The following is a 17,006-nucleotide window of genomic DNA, read 5'->3' on the forward strand; positions in this document are numbered from 1 at the left end:
CAACAATAAATTATTAAAAAATTATTTTAGTATATCTCTCGCTATAACAAGCTTTTGTATTTCTGTAGTACCTTCTCCAATAGTACATAACTTAGAGTCTCTATAAAACTTCTCTACAGGAAAGTCTTTTGTATAACCATAACCTCCATGTATTTGAATTGCTTCACTTGCAATTTTAACACAAACTTCAGAAGCATACATTTTAGCCATTGCCCCAAGTTTGGTTATTCTTTCTCCTTTATTTTTTAAATACGCAGCTTTATGTAACAATAATTCAGATGCCTCAATTTCTGTTGCCATATCTGCTAATTTAAATGATATAGCTTGAAACTTACTTATTGGTTTTCCAAATTGTTCACGTTCTTTAGAATATTTTAAAGAAGCTTCATACGAGCCTTTTGCAATACCTAACGCTAAAGCTCCAATAGATATTCTTCCACCATCTAAAACTTTTAAAGCTTGTACAAAACCTTCTCCTTCTTCACCTAATAAATTATCTTTATGAATCCTACAGTTGTCAAAAATCATTTCTGCAGTTTCTGAAGCTCTCATCCCTAATTTATTTTCTTTTTTACCGGATGAAAATCCTTTAGTTCCTCTTTCAATTACAAAAGCTGACATTCCATGTGAATCTCCTTTTTCACCTGTACGTGTCATAACAACTGCTATATCGCCACTTTTACCATGCGTTGTGAAATTTTTAGCGCCATTAATAATGTAGTAGTCTCCATCTTTAACTGCTGTAGTGCTCATACCTCCGGCATCAGACCCTGTATTATGTTCTGTTAATCCCCAAGCTCCAATCCATTCTCCTGAAGCTAGTTTTGGTAACCATTTTTGCTTTTGCGCTTCATTACCAAACTCTAATATATGATTTGTGCACAATGAATTATGCGCTGCTACTGATAACCCTATTGATGAATCTATTTTTGAAATTTCATCAAGAATAACAATATAATCATGATAATCTAACTCTGAACCTCCATATTTATGTGGTACTAACACTCCCATAAATCCCATTTCACCTAATTTTCTAAATAATTCAACCGGGAAAGTTTGTTTTTCATCCCAATCCATCATATAAGGTTTAATATGCGTTTCACCAAACTTTTTAATACTTTCCGCAATTAGCTCTTGAGTTTCAGTAATGTCAAAATTCATACGTAATTTATTTAGCCTCCAAATATAAGGCTATTCTATTAAATTTTTCTAGTGGAAATCCATCAATTTTTTTCAATTCTTCAATTGTCTGAATTTCAATAACTTCATTTTTATAATTGAATATCCTCTTGGTAAGCTCATAATCTATATAAGGAATAGCTAAAACTTGTTTAAATGTAGCTTGGTTGATATTAATTTTCTGAATTATAGGAAGATTTTTTACTTCATAGACTTCTAAAATTCTATTTGCAACTTCTTTATCTAAATACCAAACCTCAAAAATTTGATTATTTTCAGAAAATCCTTGCAACTTGGTTCTGTAATTAACAATTCTATTGGCTAATTTCTCACCTACTCCTTTAATTTTTTCGAAATCTTGATTGGTAGCTGTATTAATATCTTGTTTTGCAATTACTTTTTTTGAATAAACTTGTTCTTTACTTTTTAGATTATCCTTCTTTAAATTTACCCAATCAGGAAATTTAAAATAAGGACTAATATTATTTATTAAACTATCACTTACTTGAGTAACATCTTGAAATTGTTTAATAGAATTAATAAATTTTCCTTCTTTACGAAACTTATGTAACCTATCAATTTCTTCAACACTCATCCCTAATTGATACCCTTTAAAATCTGTTATATAATTAGGATTAAAGGAATAAATTTTAAGTTTTGTATTTTCTAATTCCACCGAATTTAATGAATCTATTTCAGAATTAAAAGCCTCAAAATCACTATTAGTAAGAGTTGTTGTTTCTTTTGAAGAAAAATCACTTAAGAAAAAAAATAATTGGAGAGATACAATAATTATAACTAAAAATAAAATCCCACTTCTTTGGCTTTTATTGTACCTGAAATGGGATTTAAATACGTTCATGTCAATAAAAAATCTTAGCTTTTTTTAACTTTTATTGCTTTTAAATATTTGTTAAGTTCTTGTCTAATTTTTGGTGTTAACAACACTGCTCCTATCATATTTGGTACTACCATTGCAAAAATCATAGCATCAGAAAAATCAATTACAGCTCCTAAACTTATACTAGAACCTACAATTACAAAAAATAAGAATAATATTTTATAAACTAAATCGGTAAATTTTCCTTTTCCAAATAAAAATTTCCAGCCTTGCATTCCGTAATAAGACCAAGAAATCATAGTAGAAAAAGCAAATAAAATAACCGCAATTGTAAGTACTATTGAAAAATGAGGTATCACAGAGTCGAAAGCCGTAGCAGTTATTTCTACACCTTGTTTAATTTCTACACCATATTCAAAAAATCCCCCTTTAATATTTGTAATAACTAAAACTAAAGCAGTCATAGTACAAATTACAACTGTGTCAATAAAAGGTTCTAATAAAGCTACTATACCTTCACTAGCCGGATATTTTGTTTTAACCGCCGAGTGTGCAATTGCTGCAGAACCTACACCTGCTTCATTTGAGAAAGTTCCCCTCCTAAATCCTTGGACTAAAACACCTATAAAACCACCTCCAATACCCATTGGAGAAAATGCACCTTCAAGTATTAATTTAAAAGCATCAGGCACCAATTTAAAATCTAGTATTATAATTACTAATGCAGCACCTACATATATAATTGCCATAAATGGAACAATTTTTTCGGTTACAGATGCTATTCTTTTAATTCCTCCAATAATTACAACAGCTACAATAACTGCCATTATAATTCCAAAAAACAAACCGGCATTTTCATTTGTTATAGCAAACAGTTCTACAAATTGAGCAGCAGCTTGATTTGCTTGAAACATATTCCCGCCACCAAAAGAACCTCCTACAACCATAACTGCGAAAAATACTGCTAAAACCTTACCAAAACCACCCATACCTTTTTCTTTTAACCCTTTGGTTAAATAGTACATTGGTCCACCATAAACGGTTCCGTCAGAGTCTACATCACGATATTTAACACCCAACGTACATTCTGCAAATTTTGAGGCCATACCTAACAATCCGGCTAAAATCATCCAAAATGTTGCGCCAGGACCTCCAATAGATAATGCAACTGCTACACCTGCAATATTACCAAGACCAACTGTAGCAGATAAAGCTGCAGTTAATGCCTGAAAATGTGATACTTCACCATGGTGACCTTCAACTTTTATTGTTTCAGGTAAATCTCCATCAATCATAGTTAAATCATCTTCCGATGGATGTACATCCTGAGCGCCCTTCTTATCAATTGTATCATAATCTCCTTTAACTACTTTTATTGATGTTTTTAATAATCTGATTTGTGCAAAATTAAAAGTCAGTGTAAAATAAATTGCTCCCCCAATAAGTACAATTAAAACCCATGGTATTTGAACAGATTCTGTAAATGGTATTGCGTAAAATATTGCTTCAACAAACCAACCCGTATAACTTCTAAATGTTTCATCAATTATTTGAGAAGTACTTTGATTTTGTGCTAAAGTTATAAACGGTGTTGCTAATAATAATAGGAGGAGTTTACTCTTCATAATTTGGATGTTTTATAAAAATCGTCGCAATATGGTGAAAAAATGAGCATACAGCAAGTATTTAACATAAAACTTATTATTTAGTTATCTAAACAAATAATTTATTATGTTATAAAATTTTATGTAATTTTTCTATTTGGTTTGCTCTTCCCAAAATAATCAAATGCGATCCGGGAGTGAGTTTTGTAGTTGATTCAGGATTTATAATATACTCATTATCAATAGTTTTAAATCCTATAACGGTACAACCTGTTTTTTTACGTAAATCTAAATCCAATATAGTTTTATTCAAATATTCTGAAGGTAAATCATCAATAGAAATTTCTTTTAAATTTGTTGATTTTTTATCTGAAATGGTCAATCTTTCTGAAAACTCAACCAAATCCGGAGTTACAACCAATGATGCCATATGAGCTCCCCCTAATTTATCAGGCATTATAACATTAGTTGCTCCTGCAAACTTTAATTTTCCGTATGATGTTTCATTTGAAGCTCTACTTATAATAGTAAAATCTTTATTGTACTGCCTTGCAGTTAATACTACAAATAAATTATCAGCATCAGATGGTAAAGCGGTAATTAAACTTTTAGCCTTATCTAACGATAATTTAGTTAAATCATCATCGTTGGTAGCATCACCTTCTATATACAATATGTTATCCCTTTCTAAATCGGCTATTTCATCTTTTCTTTTTTCAATTACCACACAAGGCTGATTGAATTGTTTGAGTTTTGCTACTGCTTGTTTCCCATTTCTACCATAGCCACATACTATGGTATGATTTTCTAATTGATCAATTCTTTGTTGCACTTTTTTAATTTTTAATTTTTCAAAAAAATCACCGCTTGCTATATATTCGGTTAAAATACTTACAGTAAAACCATAAGTACTAATGCTTATAATAATTAGAAAAATAGTAAATAATTTTTCTACTTCACTTAATGGATGCACTTCACCAAAACCAACAGTTGTCATGGTAATAATTGTCATATATAAAGCATTGATAAATGTATCTCCTGAAAGATACATATAGCCAATAACTCCAATTGCAATTACAATTAGTAATAATACAACTGCTCTGTATAATCTCGGTCTTAAGTATAAATTCATTTATAGATCAAAAACAGATTTTCTTTTAGTATATACCATATCTTTTAAACGCAATAAAAAAGCAAGAGTTAAATATATTCCAAACGAAAAACCTAACGTTACAAAAGATATATAAATAAAAAATAATCGAACATCAGAAGCACTCATTCCTAATCTATCTGCAAATCTGGAAGAAACAGCAAAACCATGTTTTTCAAAAAAATGACGTAAAGAATCTATCAACTTCATAGAGTATTATTTTTAACGCAATATACTAATTTTCAAAATAAGATATTATTCTATATTAAATTTATAGCTACATTTTTTTAACTTTGCAACTTTCCTAAAAACCAATGGCAAAACAAGAAGAGTATATTGAAGTTCTTGGAGCACGAGTTCATAATTTAAAAAATATAGATGTTCGTATTCCAAGAGAAAAATTAGTTGTAATTACAGGTCTAAGCGGAAGCGGTAAATCCTCTTTGGCTTTTGACACTATTTATGCTGAAGGCCAACGAAGATATATTGAAACTTTCTCAGCGTATGCCAGACAATTTTTAGGCGGATTAGAAAGACCTGATGTGGATAAAATTGAAGGATTATCACCGGTTATTTCTATTGAACAAAAAACTACCAATAAAAGTCCAAGGTCTACTGTAGGAACAATTACTGAAATTTATGATTTTTTACGATTATTATATGCGCGTGCTGCCGATGCTTACTCATATAATACGAACGAAAAAATGGTGAATTATAGCGATGAGCAAATTAAAGAGCTTATTTTAAAAGAATTTGATGGTAAAAAAATAGTTGTTTTAGCTCCTGTAATTAAATCGAGAAAAGGGCATTACAGAGAGTTGTTCGAACAAATTTCAAAACAAGGTTTTTTGAGAGTTCGTGTTGATGGCAAGATTAGAGAAATAGAAAAAGGAATGCGACTTGACCGTTATAAAACTCATGATATTGAGATAGTTATAGACCGACTATTAATTAATCAATCTTCAGAAAAAAGGTTAGAAGAAACCATAACAACTACATTATATTCAGGCGATAATATTCTAATGATTTTAGAGCATAATTCAAACTCGCCCAGATATTTTAGTAGAGATTTAATGTGTCCAACAACAGGCATATCTTACCCAAGTCCCGAGCCCAATAGCTTTTCATTCAACTCACCTAAAGGAGCTTGCGAAACATGTAACGGTTTGGGTAAAATTAACAAGGTAAATATTAATAAAATAATTCCTGACACCTCCGTTTCTATCAAAAATGGAGGTATTACACCCATTGGAGAACAAAAAAATAGTTGGATTTTTAAACAATTGCAATTAATTGCAGAAAGATATAAATTTCAATTAAACGACCCTATTTCTAAAATTCCTACTGAAGCTTTAGATATTATTTTAAATGGTGGTAATGAAAAATTTGAAGTTGTTTCAAAAGCTATGGGCATAACCCGCAATTATGAGATTGATTTTGAAGGAATTGTGAATTTCATTGAAAATCAATATAAATCAAACGACTCTACTTCTATAAAACGTTGGGCTAAAGATTTTATGGATGAGATTGATTGTGAAACCTGTCACGGAAAAAGACTAAAAAAAGAAGCTTTATATTTCAAAATAAACAATAAAAATATATCAGAATTAGCTCAGTTTGATATATCAGAACTTGAAAATTGGTTTTCAAAACTTGAAGACAAATTATCAGAAAAACAGCTAAAAATAGCTTCAGAAATACTAAAAGAAATTAGAACAAGAATACAGTTTTTATCAGATGTTGGCTTAAATTATTTAACTCTCGATCGCACATCTAAGTCATTATCAGGTGGCGAAGCGCAACGTATTAGATTAGCCACACAAATTGGCTCGCAATTAGTTGGTGTTCTATATATTTTAGACGAACCGAGTATTGGTTTGCATCAAAGGGACAATCAAAAACTGATAAATTCTTTAATAAATTTAAGAGATGTTGGCAACTCGGTTATTGTTGTTGAACACGATAAGGATATGATTGAACATGCCGATTTTGTACTCGATATTGGTCCGGGAGCCGGTATACATGGAGGTGAAATTGTAAGTGAAGGAACCTACGAAGAGTTAAAAACACATAGCACTTTAACAGCCGATTATTTAAACGGAACCAAAAAGATTGAAATCCCTAAAAAGAGAAGGCAAGGAAACGGCAAAAAAATTGTTTTAAAAGGGGCTACAGGTAATAATTTAAAAAACCTTACCGTTGAATTTCCCTTAGGCAAACTGATTTGTGTTACAGGAGTATCTGGTAGTGGAAAATCAACTTTAATAAACGAAACACTCTATCCTATTTTAAATAAACATATTTATAACGGTGTAAAAAAACCAATGCCTTATAAATCCATTGAAGGATTAGAACATATTGACAAAGTTATTGCTATTGATCAATCACCTATCGGAAGAACTCCTCGTTCAAATCCAGCCACTTATACCGGTGTTTTTGGTGAGATAAGAAGCTTGTATTCAAAAACTAACGAAGCGTCAATTAGAGGTTATAAACCCGGCCGTTTTTCATTCAACGTAAAAGGCGGAAGGTGCAAAACATGTCAAGGCGGTGGAGTTCGTGTTATTGAAATGAATTTTTTACCCGATGTACAAGTTGAATGTGAAACCTGCCAAGGTAAAAGATTTAATAGAGAAACATTAGAAATTAGATATAAAGGAAAGTCAATTTCTGATGTTTTAAATATGACCATTGAAGAAGCTACCCAGTTTTTTGAACATATCCCAAAAATATATCGCAAACTAAAAACAATAAATAATGTTGGTCTAAGTTATATTACATTGGGGCAGCAATCTACAACTCTTTCTGGAGGTGAAGCTCAACGAATTAAGCTGGCATCTGAATTATCTAAACGTGATACAGGAAATACTTTTTATATTCTGGATGAACCAACAACAGGGTTGCATTTTGAAGATATTAGAGTATTAATGCAGGTAATAAATAAACTAACAAATAAAGGCAATACCGTTGTAATTATTGAACATAATTTAGATGTAATAAAATTAGCTGATTATGTTATAGATATTGGGATGGAAGGCGGTAAAAAAGGCGGTGAATTAATTTGTTTTGGCTCTCCGGAAGAAGTAAGTAAGCATAAAAAAAGCTATACTGCACAATTCTTGAAAAAAGAACTAAATTAGCCGACCAGTTTTTCAAAAAACTGATCTTTACTAAATTAATAAAAAAATTATCAAATATAAATGACACCCAACGAAGACAGAAAAATACGAGAAAAATTTAAACAAAAAACTTGGAATGAAATTAAAACAAACGACTCTTGGGCTATATTTAAAATTATGGCAGAGTTTGTTGAAGGTTTTGAACGTTTAAGTAAAATTGGACCTTGTGTAAGTATTTTTGGTTCAGCTCGAACAAAGCCAAACGATGAATATTATAAACTAGCAGAAAATATTGCCTACAAACTAACCAAACATGGATATGGTGTTGTTACCGGAGGCGGTCCCGGTATTATGGAAGCAGGTAATAAAGGAGCGAATAGAGGAAAAGGAACTTCTGTTGGTTTAAATATTGAATTACCATTTGAGCAACATGATAATCCGTATATTGATCCTGATAAAAGTTTAGATTTCGATTACTTTTTTGTTAGAAAAGTAATGTTTGTAAAATATTCTCAAGGTTTTGTAGTAATGCCCGGAGGTTTTGGAACCTTAGATGAATTATTTGAAGCCATAACATTAATCCAAACTAAAAAGATTGGAAAATTCCCAATAGTTTTGGTAGGAAGAAATTATTGGTCCGGATTATTTGATTGGATTACAAATACCTTGCTTAAAGAAGGTAGTATAAGTGAAAAAGATTTAGATTTAATATCATTAGTTGATACAGAAGATGAAGTTTTGGAAGTAATTGATATTTTCTACAAAAAATATAGTTTAAGCCCTAACTTCTAAAAAAATAACTGTTTGAAAAAGTATGTATTTTTATTATTGGTATGCTTATTATTTGTTTCGGCTGTAAACTACAGTCAAACCAACAATATTAAAATATCCGCAATTTTAAATACTGAAAATAATGAACTTAAAATTCAACAAGAAATTGATTTTTTTAATAATTCAAATAAAACACTTAATGAAGTCTATTTTCACAATTGGCCAAACTCTTTCAAAGATAAATACACACCACTAGCTAAACGTTTTGTTGAAAATTACTCCAAAACATTTCATTTTGCCAAAGAAGAAGAAAGAGGTAGCACATATATTTCTAGTATTTCTGCCAACTACGAAATTTCAACATGGGAAATAACCGATAAAAATCCTGATATTTTAAAAGTTAGCCTCAATCAACCTCTAAATCCAAAAGATTCGGTTAAAATAATAGCTACTTATTCGGTCAAAATCCCTAAAGATAAATTTACCAAGTATGGAGTAAATAATACCACTTATAATTTACGTTATTGGTATTTAATCCCGGCTGTAATAGATACCAAATGGCATTTAATGAATAATTTGGACATGGATGATTTGTATGTAGATTTCACAAATTATACTATCGATATAAGTATTCCAAATGATTTTATATTGGCAAGTGATTTAGATACACAAGTTCTTCCTTTCAAAAACTTTAATAAATATACACTCACAGGAAAAAATAAATTTGATATTGAATTACATATTTGTAAACAAAACGATTTTATAGAGTTCAATCCAATTCCGTTCAAAATTATCACAAATTTAGATTCGGATAAACTTGAAATTGATGTAAAAACTGATATACTTAACAGGGAATTGCTGTTTATAGAATCCTATTTAGGTGAATTTCCTTCAGAAAAATTATTAATCAATAAAATTGAATACGACAAAAATCCGGTTTATGGTTTTAACCAATTACCTTCATTTTTAGCCCCTTTTAATGATGCTTTTGAGTGGGACATTAAAATGTTTAAAATTCTTACAAAAAAATATATCGATAATTTATTCTTATACAACCAACGAGAAGATTCTTGGTTAACCAGCGGTTTACAAACCTACTTAATGATTAAATATGTTGAAACATATTATCCTGAAAAAAAGGCAATAGGAGAACTTTCTAAAATTTGGGGTGTAAGAAGTTTTAATTTAGCTAAAATTGATTTTAATGGTAAATATCCTTATGTTTATCAATTTGCCGCTAGAAAAAACTTAGATCAAGCTTTAACCACACCTTTGGATTCATTATCTAACTTTAACCGAAAAATTGTAAATAAATACAAGGCAGGTATCGGATTACGATTTTTAGAAAATTATTTAGAAAAAGATGTTTTAAAAAAGGCTATCGTAAATTTTTCAAAAAACAGTTCAGGAAAAAAAATATACAGCAATTACTTTTTCGATTATTTGGAAACATCAAAAGATTTAACATGGTTTAGAAAAGACTTTGTAAAAACCAATAAAAGAGTTGATTATACTATTAAAAAAGTAGTAAAAAAGAAAGATTCTGTTGATGTTACCATCCTCAATAAAAGGAATATGACTACTCCTATTCAACTCTACGGAATTAATAAAAAAGAAGAAATTATTTTTAAAAAATGGCTGACAAATATTGACTCTTCAAAAACAATAACGGTTCCAAAAAAAGGAGTTGACAGATTATCATTAAATTATGAGTTAGATTTACCCGAATACAATTTAAGAAACAATTGGAAAAATGTAGATAAATTTTTATTTAACAGACCATTACAATTTAAATTTTTTAAAGATATTGAAAACCCTTATTACAACCAGCTGTTTTATACTCCTGTATTTAGATATAATTATTATGATGGTGTTGTTTTGGGAGTTTCATTATCCAACCAACCTATTATAAAAAAGAATTATAATTATAAAATTTCTCCTTCATACAGTACAAAAAGTAGAAGTTTGTCCGGCTCATATTCTTTTGCTTACGAATATTTACCCGAAAATAAAAAAGTGAATTTAATTTCTGCCGGTATAGCAGGAAGTAATTATCACTATGATGAAGATTTAACTTACAGTATGATTACCCCTTTTGCTTTAATTGAATTCAAAAGAAAAAGTTTAAGAGATATAGAAAGCAAAGCAATTTCGGCTTCGTACACAATGGTTAACAAAGAAAAATCTCCTACACAAAAAGAACATCCTGAATCAAATAAATATAAAGTCTTTAATTTAAATTTTGGCTACACAAAACCCGATATTATTGAAGATATCCATTTTTCAACAGGATTACAAATTGCTGATAAGTTTAGTAAAGTTTCACTTACAGGCCGTTACAGAATACTTACCGACAAAAACAACAGACAATTTGATTTTAGGTTTTTTGCTGGCGCATTTATAAATAACAATACAAAAAGTAATTACTTTAGTTTTTCTTTAGACAGACCTACAGATTATTTATTTCAATATGATTATATAGGTAGATCAGAAACCACCGGTTTTTTTAGCCAACAAGTTATTATAAATGAAGGTGGTTTTAAATCAAAATTACCTGTAGCCTACGCAAACCAATGGATGTCTACAATAAACACCAATATTGGATTATGGCGTTGGTTAGAAATTTATAACGATGTTGGATTTGTAAAAAACAGAAATGAAAAAGTTTATTTTGCACATGACAATGGTATACGACTAAATTTTATACAAGATATTTTAGAAGTTTATTTTCCGCTTTATTCAAATAATGGTTGGGAAATTTCTGAACCAAGTTATGCTTCTAGAATCAGATTTGTGTTAGTTATCAAGCCAAAAAAGATCTACAATTTTGTAAAAAGAGGCTTTTATTAATCATTATTTTGATTGAATATTTTAAATAAAATAGTAGAATTTCATCTACCTTTTTATATACCGTATAAATTTATACCTTTGCATAGCTAAAAATTTCGAAAATATGCATGTAAAATCTTCATCTGCAAATCAAGATCAACTTTCATTCGCTCAATTTAAAAAAGAAGTTTTACACGACTTTAAAGTTGCTGTAATAAGTAGAGAATGTAGTTTATTGGGTCGTAGAGAAGTATTAACTGGTAAAGCAAAATTTGGAATTTTTGGTGATGGTAAAGAAGTACCTCAACTTGCCATGGCAAAGGCTTTTAAAAAGGGAGATTTTAGATCGGGTTATTACCGAGATCAAACTTTTATGATGGCAATTGGAGAGCTTACTCCTCAACAATTTTTTGCAGGTTTATACGCTAATCCTGATATCAATGCAGATCCTATGTCGGCAGGCAGACAAATGGGCGGACATTTTGCCACTCACAGTTTGGACGAGAACGGAAAATTCAAAAACCTTACCGAACAATACAATTCGAGCAGCGATATTTCTCCAACAGCCGGGCAAATGCCTCGTATGCTTGGTTTAGCACAAGCTTCAAAATTATTTAGAGAAGTTCCCGAATTTAAAAATCAAAAATTTTCTAATAACGGAAATGAAATTTCATGGGGAACTATTGGAAATGCCAGCACATCAGAAGGTATATTTTTTGAAACATTTAATGCTGCAGGCGTATTACAAGTTCCTTTGGTAATTAGTGTTTGGGATGATGATTATGGCATATCCGTTCCGGCAAAATTTCAAACAACAAAAGAAAATATTTCTGAAATATTAAAAGGATTTCAACGTGATGAAAATGGAAATGGGTACGAAATTTTTGTTGTTAAAGGTTGGGATTATCCGCAATTAATTGATGTTTACAATAAAGCAGCTAAAATTGCTCGTGAAGAGCATGTTCCGGTTTTAATTCATGTTAAAGATTTAACGCAACCTCAAGGTCATTCAACTTCCGGTTCCCACGAACGTTACAAATCTAAAGAACGATTGACTTGGGAAAAACAACACGACTGTATTGCTAAAATGCGCGATTGGATTATTGAGTTTGAATTGACTGGTGAAAATAATAACTCATTACGGTTTGTTGATTCGGAAGAAGAGTTAATTAAAATTGAAAAAGAAGCCAAAAAGGAAGTACATCAGGCAAAAAGAGACGCTTGGAACGCATTTTTAAATCCAATTAAGGATCAAAAAAACAAACTAACTCTTTTACTTGAAAATATAGCATTAAAAAGCCATAACAAAGCTTTTATCATCAAACTGAAAAATGATTTAGCTTCTATTATAGATCCTTCCAGAAAAGATATTCTTGCTATTGCAAGAAGAGCTATTGTGTATACTAGAAATGAAAGTTCAAAAGAAAAAGTTCAACTTCAAAACTGGATTACCGGCTATTTAAATTCTGAACAATCTAAGTACAGTTCTTATCTAAACAGCCAAACCGACAAAAAAGTTAGTCATATAAAAGAAATTTTACCAACTTATAATGAAAATGCTGAATTGGTTGATGGACGAATTATTATTAGAGATAATTTTGACATTCTATTTTCAAAAAACAACAAACTGTTAATTTTTGGAGAAGATTCTGGTAATATTGGTGATGTTAATCAAGGCTTAGTTGGCCTTCAAGATAAATATGGAAAACTTAGAGTTTCCGATACCGGAATTAGAGAAGCAACCATTATAGGACAAGGTATAGGATTGGCATTAAGAGGATTACGCCCTATTGCCGAAATTCAGTATTTAGATTATTTATTGTATGGACTTCAAATTTTAAGTGATGATTTAGCAACACTTCATTATAGAACCGCAGGCAAACAAAAAGCTCCTTTAATTGTTAGAACACGTGGTCACCGTTTAGAAGGTATTTGGCATTCCGGTTCACCTATGGGAGCAATTATTCATTTACTAAGAGGTATTAATATTTTAGTTCCAAGAAATATGACAAAAGCTGCCGGTTTTTATAATACCCTATTAGAATGTGATGAACCGGCGTTGATTGTAGAAAATCTGAACGGATATAGATTAAAAGAAAAACTACCTAACAACTTAGGAGAATTTAAAACACCAATTGGCATTGTAGAAACTATTAAAGAAGGTAGTGATATTACCGTTTTATCATACGGTTCTACTTTAAAAATTGTTCAAGATGTTGTGAATCATTTAAATGAAGTAGATATTGATATTGAAATTATTGATGCACAATCTTTACTACCGTTTGACATTACTAAAGATGTTGTAAAAAGTATTGAAAAAACAAATCGCTTGATTATAATTGATGAAGATGTGCCCGGAGGAGCTTCAGCTTATCTATTAAACGAAATTCTCGAAAAGCAAAATGCATATATGTATTTAGACAGTAAACCTGTTACACTTACAGCTAAAGCCCATCGCCCTGCTTATGGAACTGATGGAGATTATTTCTCAAAACCAAATGCAGAGGATATTTTTGAAACAATTTATAGTATTATGCACGAAGTAAACCCTTCGAAATATAAAAAACTCTATTAAAAATTAAAATAACTTCATCAAAAAACATAAATAAACTCCTGTATTGGCGTCTTTTTATGTGCAACTCTCCTATTACACTAAAATATCTAAAATAAAATGACAATTATCATTAATTGACAATTATCATGCTTTTTATAAAAAAATAGGTTTAACTTTGAGAATAACAGAATTATAAGTTATTAAAAACCTATAAAATTATCAAAATGGCAAAAGTTAAAGGAGCTATCGTAGTAGATACTCAAGCATGTAAGGGTTGCGAAGTATGCATACCTGTATGTCCTGAAGATGTTATTGGCATGACCAAAGAAGTAAATCGAAAAGGATACCACTATGCCTATATGAAAAATCCTGAAGCTTGTACCGGTTGCACCAATTGCGCAATTGTTTGTCCAGACAGAGCAATATCTGTGTACAGAGTTAAAGTTTCAGTATAACTAAATTAAAATATTTGTAATGTCAGAATTAAAATTAATGAAAGGTAACGAAGCATTGGCTGAAGCAGCTATTAGAGCCGGCGCAGATGCTTATTTCGGTTATCCTATCACACCACAATCAGAAGTTATAGAATATTTAATGAGTGAACGCCCGGAACAAAGAACCGGAATGGTTGTTTTACAAGCTGAAAGCGAAATTGCAGCCATTAATATGGTTTATGGAGCTGCCAGTACAGCTAAAAGGGTAATGACCTCATCATCTAGTCCCGGAATTTCACTTAAACTGGAAGGAATATCGTATTTAGCAGGAGCAGAATTACCTGCCGTAATTGTAAATGTTGTTAGAGGTGGACCTGGTTTAGGTACCATACAACCATCACAAGCAGATTATTTTCAATCGGTAAAAGGTGGCGGACATGGAGATTATAAATTATATGTTCTTGCTCCGGCATCGGTACAAGAAATGGCAGATTTTGTTGAAGATGCATTTGAAATGGCTTTTAAATACCGAAATCCGGTATTAATTCTATCAGATGGATTAATTGGTCAAATGATGGAAAAAGTGGTTTTAAAAGATCAGAAAAAAAGATTAACAAACGAAGAGATAATTGAAAAATATGGCAGTTGGGCTGTAACAGGAAAAAAAGGAAGAGAGCGTAATATTATAACATCTTTAGACCTTCAATCTGAAAAAATGGAAGCACGTGTTCATAGATTAATGAAAAAATATGAACAAATGGAAAAAGAAGATCTTCGGTATGAAAAAATACTTTGCGATGATGCCGATTATTTAATTGTAGCCTATGGTTCAAGCGCCCGTATTTCTCAAAAAGCTGTTGAATTAGCTCGAGAAAAAGGCATAAAAGTTGGTCTTTTACGCCCTATAACTTTATTCCCTTATCCTAAAAAACCTTTATTCGAATTAGCAGATCAGGTTAAAGGAATTTTAAGTGTTGAACTGAATGCAGGTCAAATGGTAGAAGATGTAAAATTAGCTGTTGAACACAAAGTACCTGTAGAACATTTTGGTAGAACTGGTGGTATTATTCATACACCTGAAGAAATTTTAGAAGCTTTAGAACAAAAAATTATAAAAAATGGAAGTGTTAGATATCATAAAACCCGAGAATCAAGTATATTGTAAAACTCCATTAATGACGGATGCAACCTTGTCGTATTGCCCCGGTTGCGGCCATGGAACAGCTCATAACTTAACTATGGAAGTTATTGATGAATTAGGTATAGCAGAAGATACTATTGGTGTTGCTCCGGTTGGTTGTTCGGTATTGGCTTATGATTTTATGAATATCGACATGACACAAGCTGCACACGGAAGAGCTCCTGCTGTTGCTACAGCTATTGCAAGAACTTGGCCTGAAAAATATGTTTTTACCTACCAAGGCGACGGAGATTTAGCCGCTATTGGTACCGCAGAAACTATTCACGCTTGTAACAGAGGCGAAAACATTGTAATTATATTTATAAATAACGGTATTTATGGTATGACAGGCGGTCAAATGGCTCCAACTACTTTAGAAGGTATGCGTTCATCAACTTCACCTTACGGAAGAGAAATCAAAACTATGGGATCTCCTATTAAAATGACTGAACTTATCGCAAATCTTCCGGGAGTTTATTACGCAACAAGACAAGCTGTACATACACATAAACATGTGAGAAAAGCAAAAAAAGCAATTAAAACTGCTTTTGAAAATGTAAAAAATAAAAAAGGATTGTCTTTTATTGAAATTGTATCAAACTGTAATTCCGGTTGGAAAATGACACCTAATGATGCAAATATTTGGATGGAAGAAAATATGTTTCCTTATTTTCCTTTAGGTGATATTAAAGTGAACGGAAAACTAAAATAATAAATTATGACAGAAGAAATTATTATAGCAGGCTTTGGCGGACAGGGTGTTCTTTCAATGGGGAAAATTTTAGCATATTCTGGCATAATGCAAAATCAAGAAGTTAGCTGGATGCCCTCTTATGGTCCGGAAATGCGTGGAGGAACTGCAAATGTTACCGTAATTTTAAGTGATGACAGAATTAGTTCTCCTTATTTAAAAGTGTACGATACCGCTATTATTTTGAATCAACAATCAATGGATAAGTTTGAAGCATCGGTTAAGCCCGGCGGTTTATTAATTTACGATCCAAATGGTATTAGCAGTCACCCTAAAAGAACCGACATTAATATTTATCAAATTGAAGGAAATAGATTAGCTGCAGAAATGGGCAATAAAAAAATATTCAATATGATAGTTTTAGGAGCTTTCTTAAAAATAAAACCTATTGTTAAATTAGAAAATGTTATTGAAGGATTGAAAAAATCGTTACCGGAACGTTATCATCATTTAATACCTTTAAACAAAGAAGCTATTACAAAAGGAATGAATAACCCAATTCCTTTTGAAGTGGAAAAAGAAATTTTTCATAATTGATTTAAATCGTTCTTAATTTTAAAAGTTCGGTTATTTTTTAGTATTTTTTACTATTCA

General features: G+C 30.9%; 13 protein-coding genes. 8 read left to right on the top strand and 5 right to left on the bottom strand.

Features of this window, described 5'->3' with window-relative positions; all coding sequences use genetic code 11:
- Positions 1 to 21: 21 nt before the first annotated feature.
- The 5 genes from HGB55_RS05105 to HGB55_RS05125 all read right to left on the bottom strand — a co-directional run bounded on the left by HGB55_RS05105 (position 22) and on the right by HGB55_RS05125 (position 4,984).
- The gene (locus HGB55_RS05105; RefSeq protein WP_168815287.1) at positions 22 to 1,161 is read right to left on the bottom strand and encodes an acyl-CoA dehydrogenase family protein; all 1,140 of its coding nucleotides are present in this window, start codon (positions 1,159 to 1,161) and stop codon (positions 22 to 24) included.
- Between the two features lie 7 nt (positions 1,162 to 1,168).
- On the bottom strand, positions 1,169 to 2,041 hold the full coding sequence (locus HGB55_RS05110; RefSeq protein ID WP_168815289.1) for a ComEA family DNA-binding protein: 873 nt from the start codon (positions 2,039 to 2,041) through the stop codon (positions 1,169 to 1,171).
- A gap of 14 nt (positions 2,042 to 2,055) precedes the next feature.
- Entirely contained in the window at positions 2,056 to 3,645 is a 1,590-nt protein-coding gene (locus HGB55_RS05115; protein ID WP_168815291.1) for a sodium:alanine symporter family protein, read from the bottom strand.
- 109 nt (positions 3,646 to 3,754) lie between these two features.
- Positions 3,755 to 4,756, bottom strand: a complete 1,002-nt coding sequence (locus HGB55_RS05120) for a TrkA family potassium uptake protein (protein WP_168815293.1) — start codon at positions 4,754 to 4,756, stop codon at positions 3,755 to 3,757.
- On the bottom strand, positions 4,757 to 4,984 hold the full coding sequence (locus HGB55_RS05125) for a PspC domain-containing protein (RefSeq protein WP_168815295.1): 228 nt from the start codon (positions 4,982 to 4,984) through the stop codon (positions 4,757 to 4,759).
- Between the two features lie 104 nt (positions 4,985 to 5,088).
- Here HGB55_RS05125 and uvrA point away from each other — a divergent pair, with 104 nt between their 5' ends.
- The 8 genes from uvrA to HGB55_RS05165 all read left to right on the top strand — a co-directional run bounded on the left by uvrA (position 5,089) and on the right by HGB55_RS05165 (position 16,949).
- The gene (uvrA, locus tag HGB55_RS05130; RefSeq protein ID WP_168815297.1) at positions 5,089 to 7,914 is read left to right on the top strand and encodes an excinuclease ABC subunit UvrA; all 2,826 of its coding nucleotides are present in this window, start codon (positions 5,089 to 5,091) and stop codon (positions 7,912 to 7,914) included.
- A 60-nt stretch (positions 7,915 to 7,974) separates the two neighbouring features.
- A complete protein-coding gene (locus tag HGB55_RS05135) occupies positions 7,975 to 8,685 on the top strand; it encodes a TIGR00730 family Rossman fold protein (protein WP_168815299.1) in 711 nt (236 codons plus the stop codon).
- 12 nt (positions 8,686 to 8,697) lie between these two features.
- Positions 8,698 to 11,514 carry a M1 family metallopeptidase gene (locus HGB55_RS05140; RefSeq protein WP_168815301.1) on the top strand — a complete coding sequence of 939 codons (2,817 nt, stop codon included), beginning with the start codon at positions 8,698 to 8,700 and terminating at the stop codon, positions 11,512 to 11,514.
- Positions 11,515 to 11,617: 103 nt separating this feature from the next.
- The gene (locus tag HGB55_RS05145) at positions 11,618 to 14,068 is read left to right on the top strand and encodes a thiamine pyrophosphate-dependent enzyme (protein WP_168815303.1); all 2,451 of its coding nucleotides are present in this window, start codon (positions 11,618 to 11,620) and stop codon (positions 14,066 to 14,068) included.
- 203 nt (positions 14,069 to 14,271) lie between these two features.
- Positions 14,272 to 14,502, top strand: a complete 231-nt coding sequence (locus tag HGB55_RS05150; RefSeq protein ID WP_168815305.1) for a ferredoxin family protein — start codon at positions 14,272 to 14,274, stop codon at positions 14,500 to 14,502.
- Positions 14,503 to 14,521: 19 nt separating this feature from the next.
- Positions 14,522 to 15,646 (top strand): 3-methyl-2-oxobutanoate dehydrogenase subunit VorB, encoded by a 1,125-nt coding sequence (locus tag HGB55_RS05155; protein WP_211047349.1) that lies wholly within the window; start codon positions 14,522 to 14,524, stop codon positions 15,644 to 15,646.
- The gene (locus HGB55_RS05160) at positions 15,600 to 16,373 is read left to right on the top strand and encodes a thiamine pyrophosphate-dependent enzyme (RefSeq protein ID WP_168815307.1); all 774 of its coding nucleotides are present in this window, start codon (positions 15,600 to 15,602) and stop codon (positions 16,371 to 16,373) included. The genes HGB55_RS05155 and HGB55_RS05160 overlap by 47 nt, the downstream gene beginning before the upstream one ends.
- Before the next feature lie 6 nt (positions 16,374 to 16,379).
- Positions 16,380 to 16,949: a 2-oxoacid:acceptor oxidoreductase family protein gene (locus tag HGB55_RS05165; RefSeq protein WP_168815309.1), complete on the top strand. Its 570-nt coding sequence runs from the start codon at positions 16,380 to 16,382 to the stop codon at positions 16,947 to 16,949.
- Positions 16,950 to 17,006: the final 57 nt, after the last annotated feature.

Origin of the sequence: Lutibacter sp. B1 (assembly GCF_012524075.1) — a bacterium.
GTDB lineage: Bacteria > Bacteroidota > Bacteroidia > Flavobacteriales > Flavobacteriaceae > Lutibacter.

Coding starts and splice junctions, on each gene's coding strand:
- HGB55_RS05120 (WP_168815293.1), bottom strand. CDS start 4,756: ATGAATTTATACTTAAGACCGAGATTATACAGAGCAGTTGTATTATTA.
- HGB55_RS05125 (WP_168815295.1), bottom strand. CDS start 4,984: ATGAAGTTGATAGATTCTTTACGTCATTTTTTTGAAAAACATGGTTTT.
- HGB55_RS05115 (WP_168815291.1), bottom strand. CDS start 3,645: ATGAAGAGTAAACTCCTCCTATTATTATTAGCAACACCGTTTATAACT.
- HGB55_RS05145 (WP_168815303.1), top strand. CDS start 11,618: ATGCATGTAAAATCTTCATCTGCAAATCAAGATCAACTTTCATTCGCT.
- HGB55_RS05160 (WP_168815307.1), top strand. CDS start 15,600: ATGGAAGTGTTAGATATCATAAAACCCGAGAATCAAGTATATTGTAAA.
- HGB55_RS05105 (WP_168815287.1), bottom strand. CDS start 1,161: ATGAATTTTGACATTACTGAAACTCAAGAGCTAATTGCGGAAAGTATT.
- uvrA (WP_168815297.1), top strand. CDS start 5,089: ATGGCAAAACAAGAAGAGTATATTGAAGTTCTTGGAGCACGAGTTCAT.
- HGB55_RS05110 (WP_168815289.1), bottom strand. CDS start 2,041: ATGAACGTATTTAAATCCCATTTCAGGTACAATAAAAGCCAAAGAAGT.
- HGB55_RS05165 (WP_168815309.1), top strand. CDS start 16,380: ATGACAGAAGAAATTATTATAGCAGGCTTTGGCGGACAGGGTGTTCTT.
- HGB55_RS05150 (WP_168815305.1), top strand. CDS start 14,272: ATGGCAAAAGTTAAAGGAGCTATCGTAGTAGATACTCAAGCATGTAAG.
- HGB55_RS05155 (WP_211047349.1), top strand. CDS start 14,522: ATGTCAGAATTAAAATTAATGAAAGGTAACGAAGCATTGGCTGAAGCA.
- HGB55_RS05135 (WP_168815299.1), top strand. CDS start 7,975: ATGACACCCAACGAAGACAGAAAAATACGAGAAAAATTTAAACAAAAA.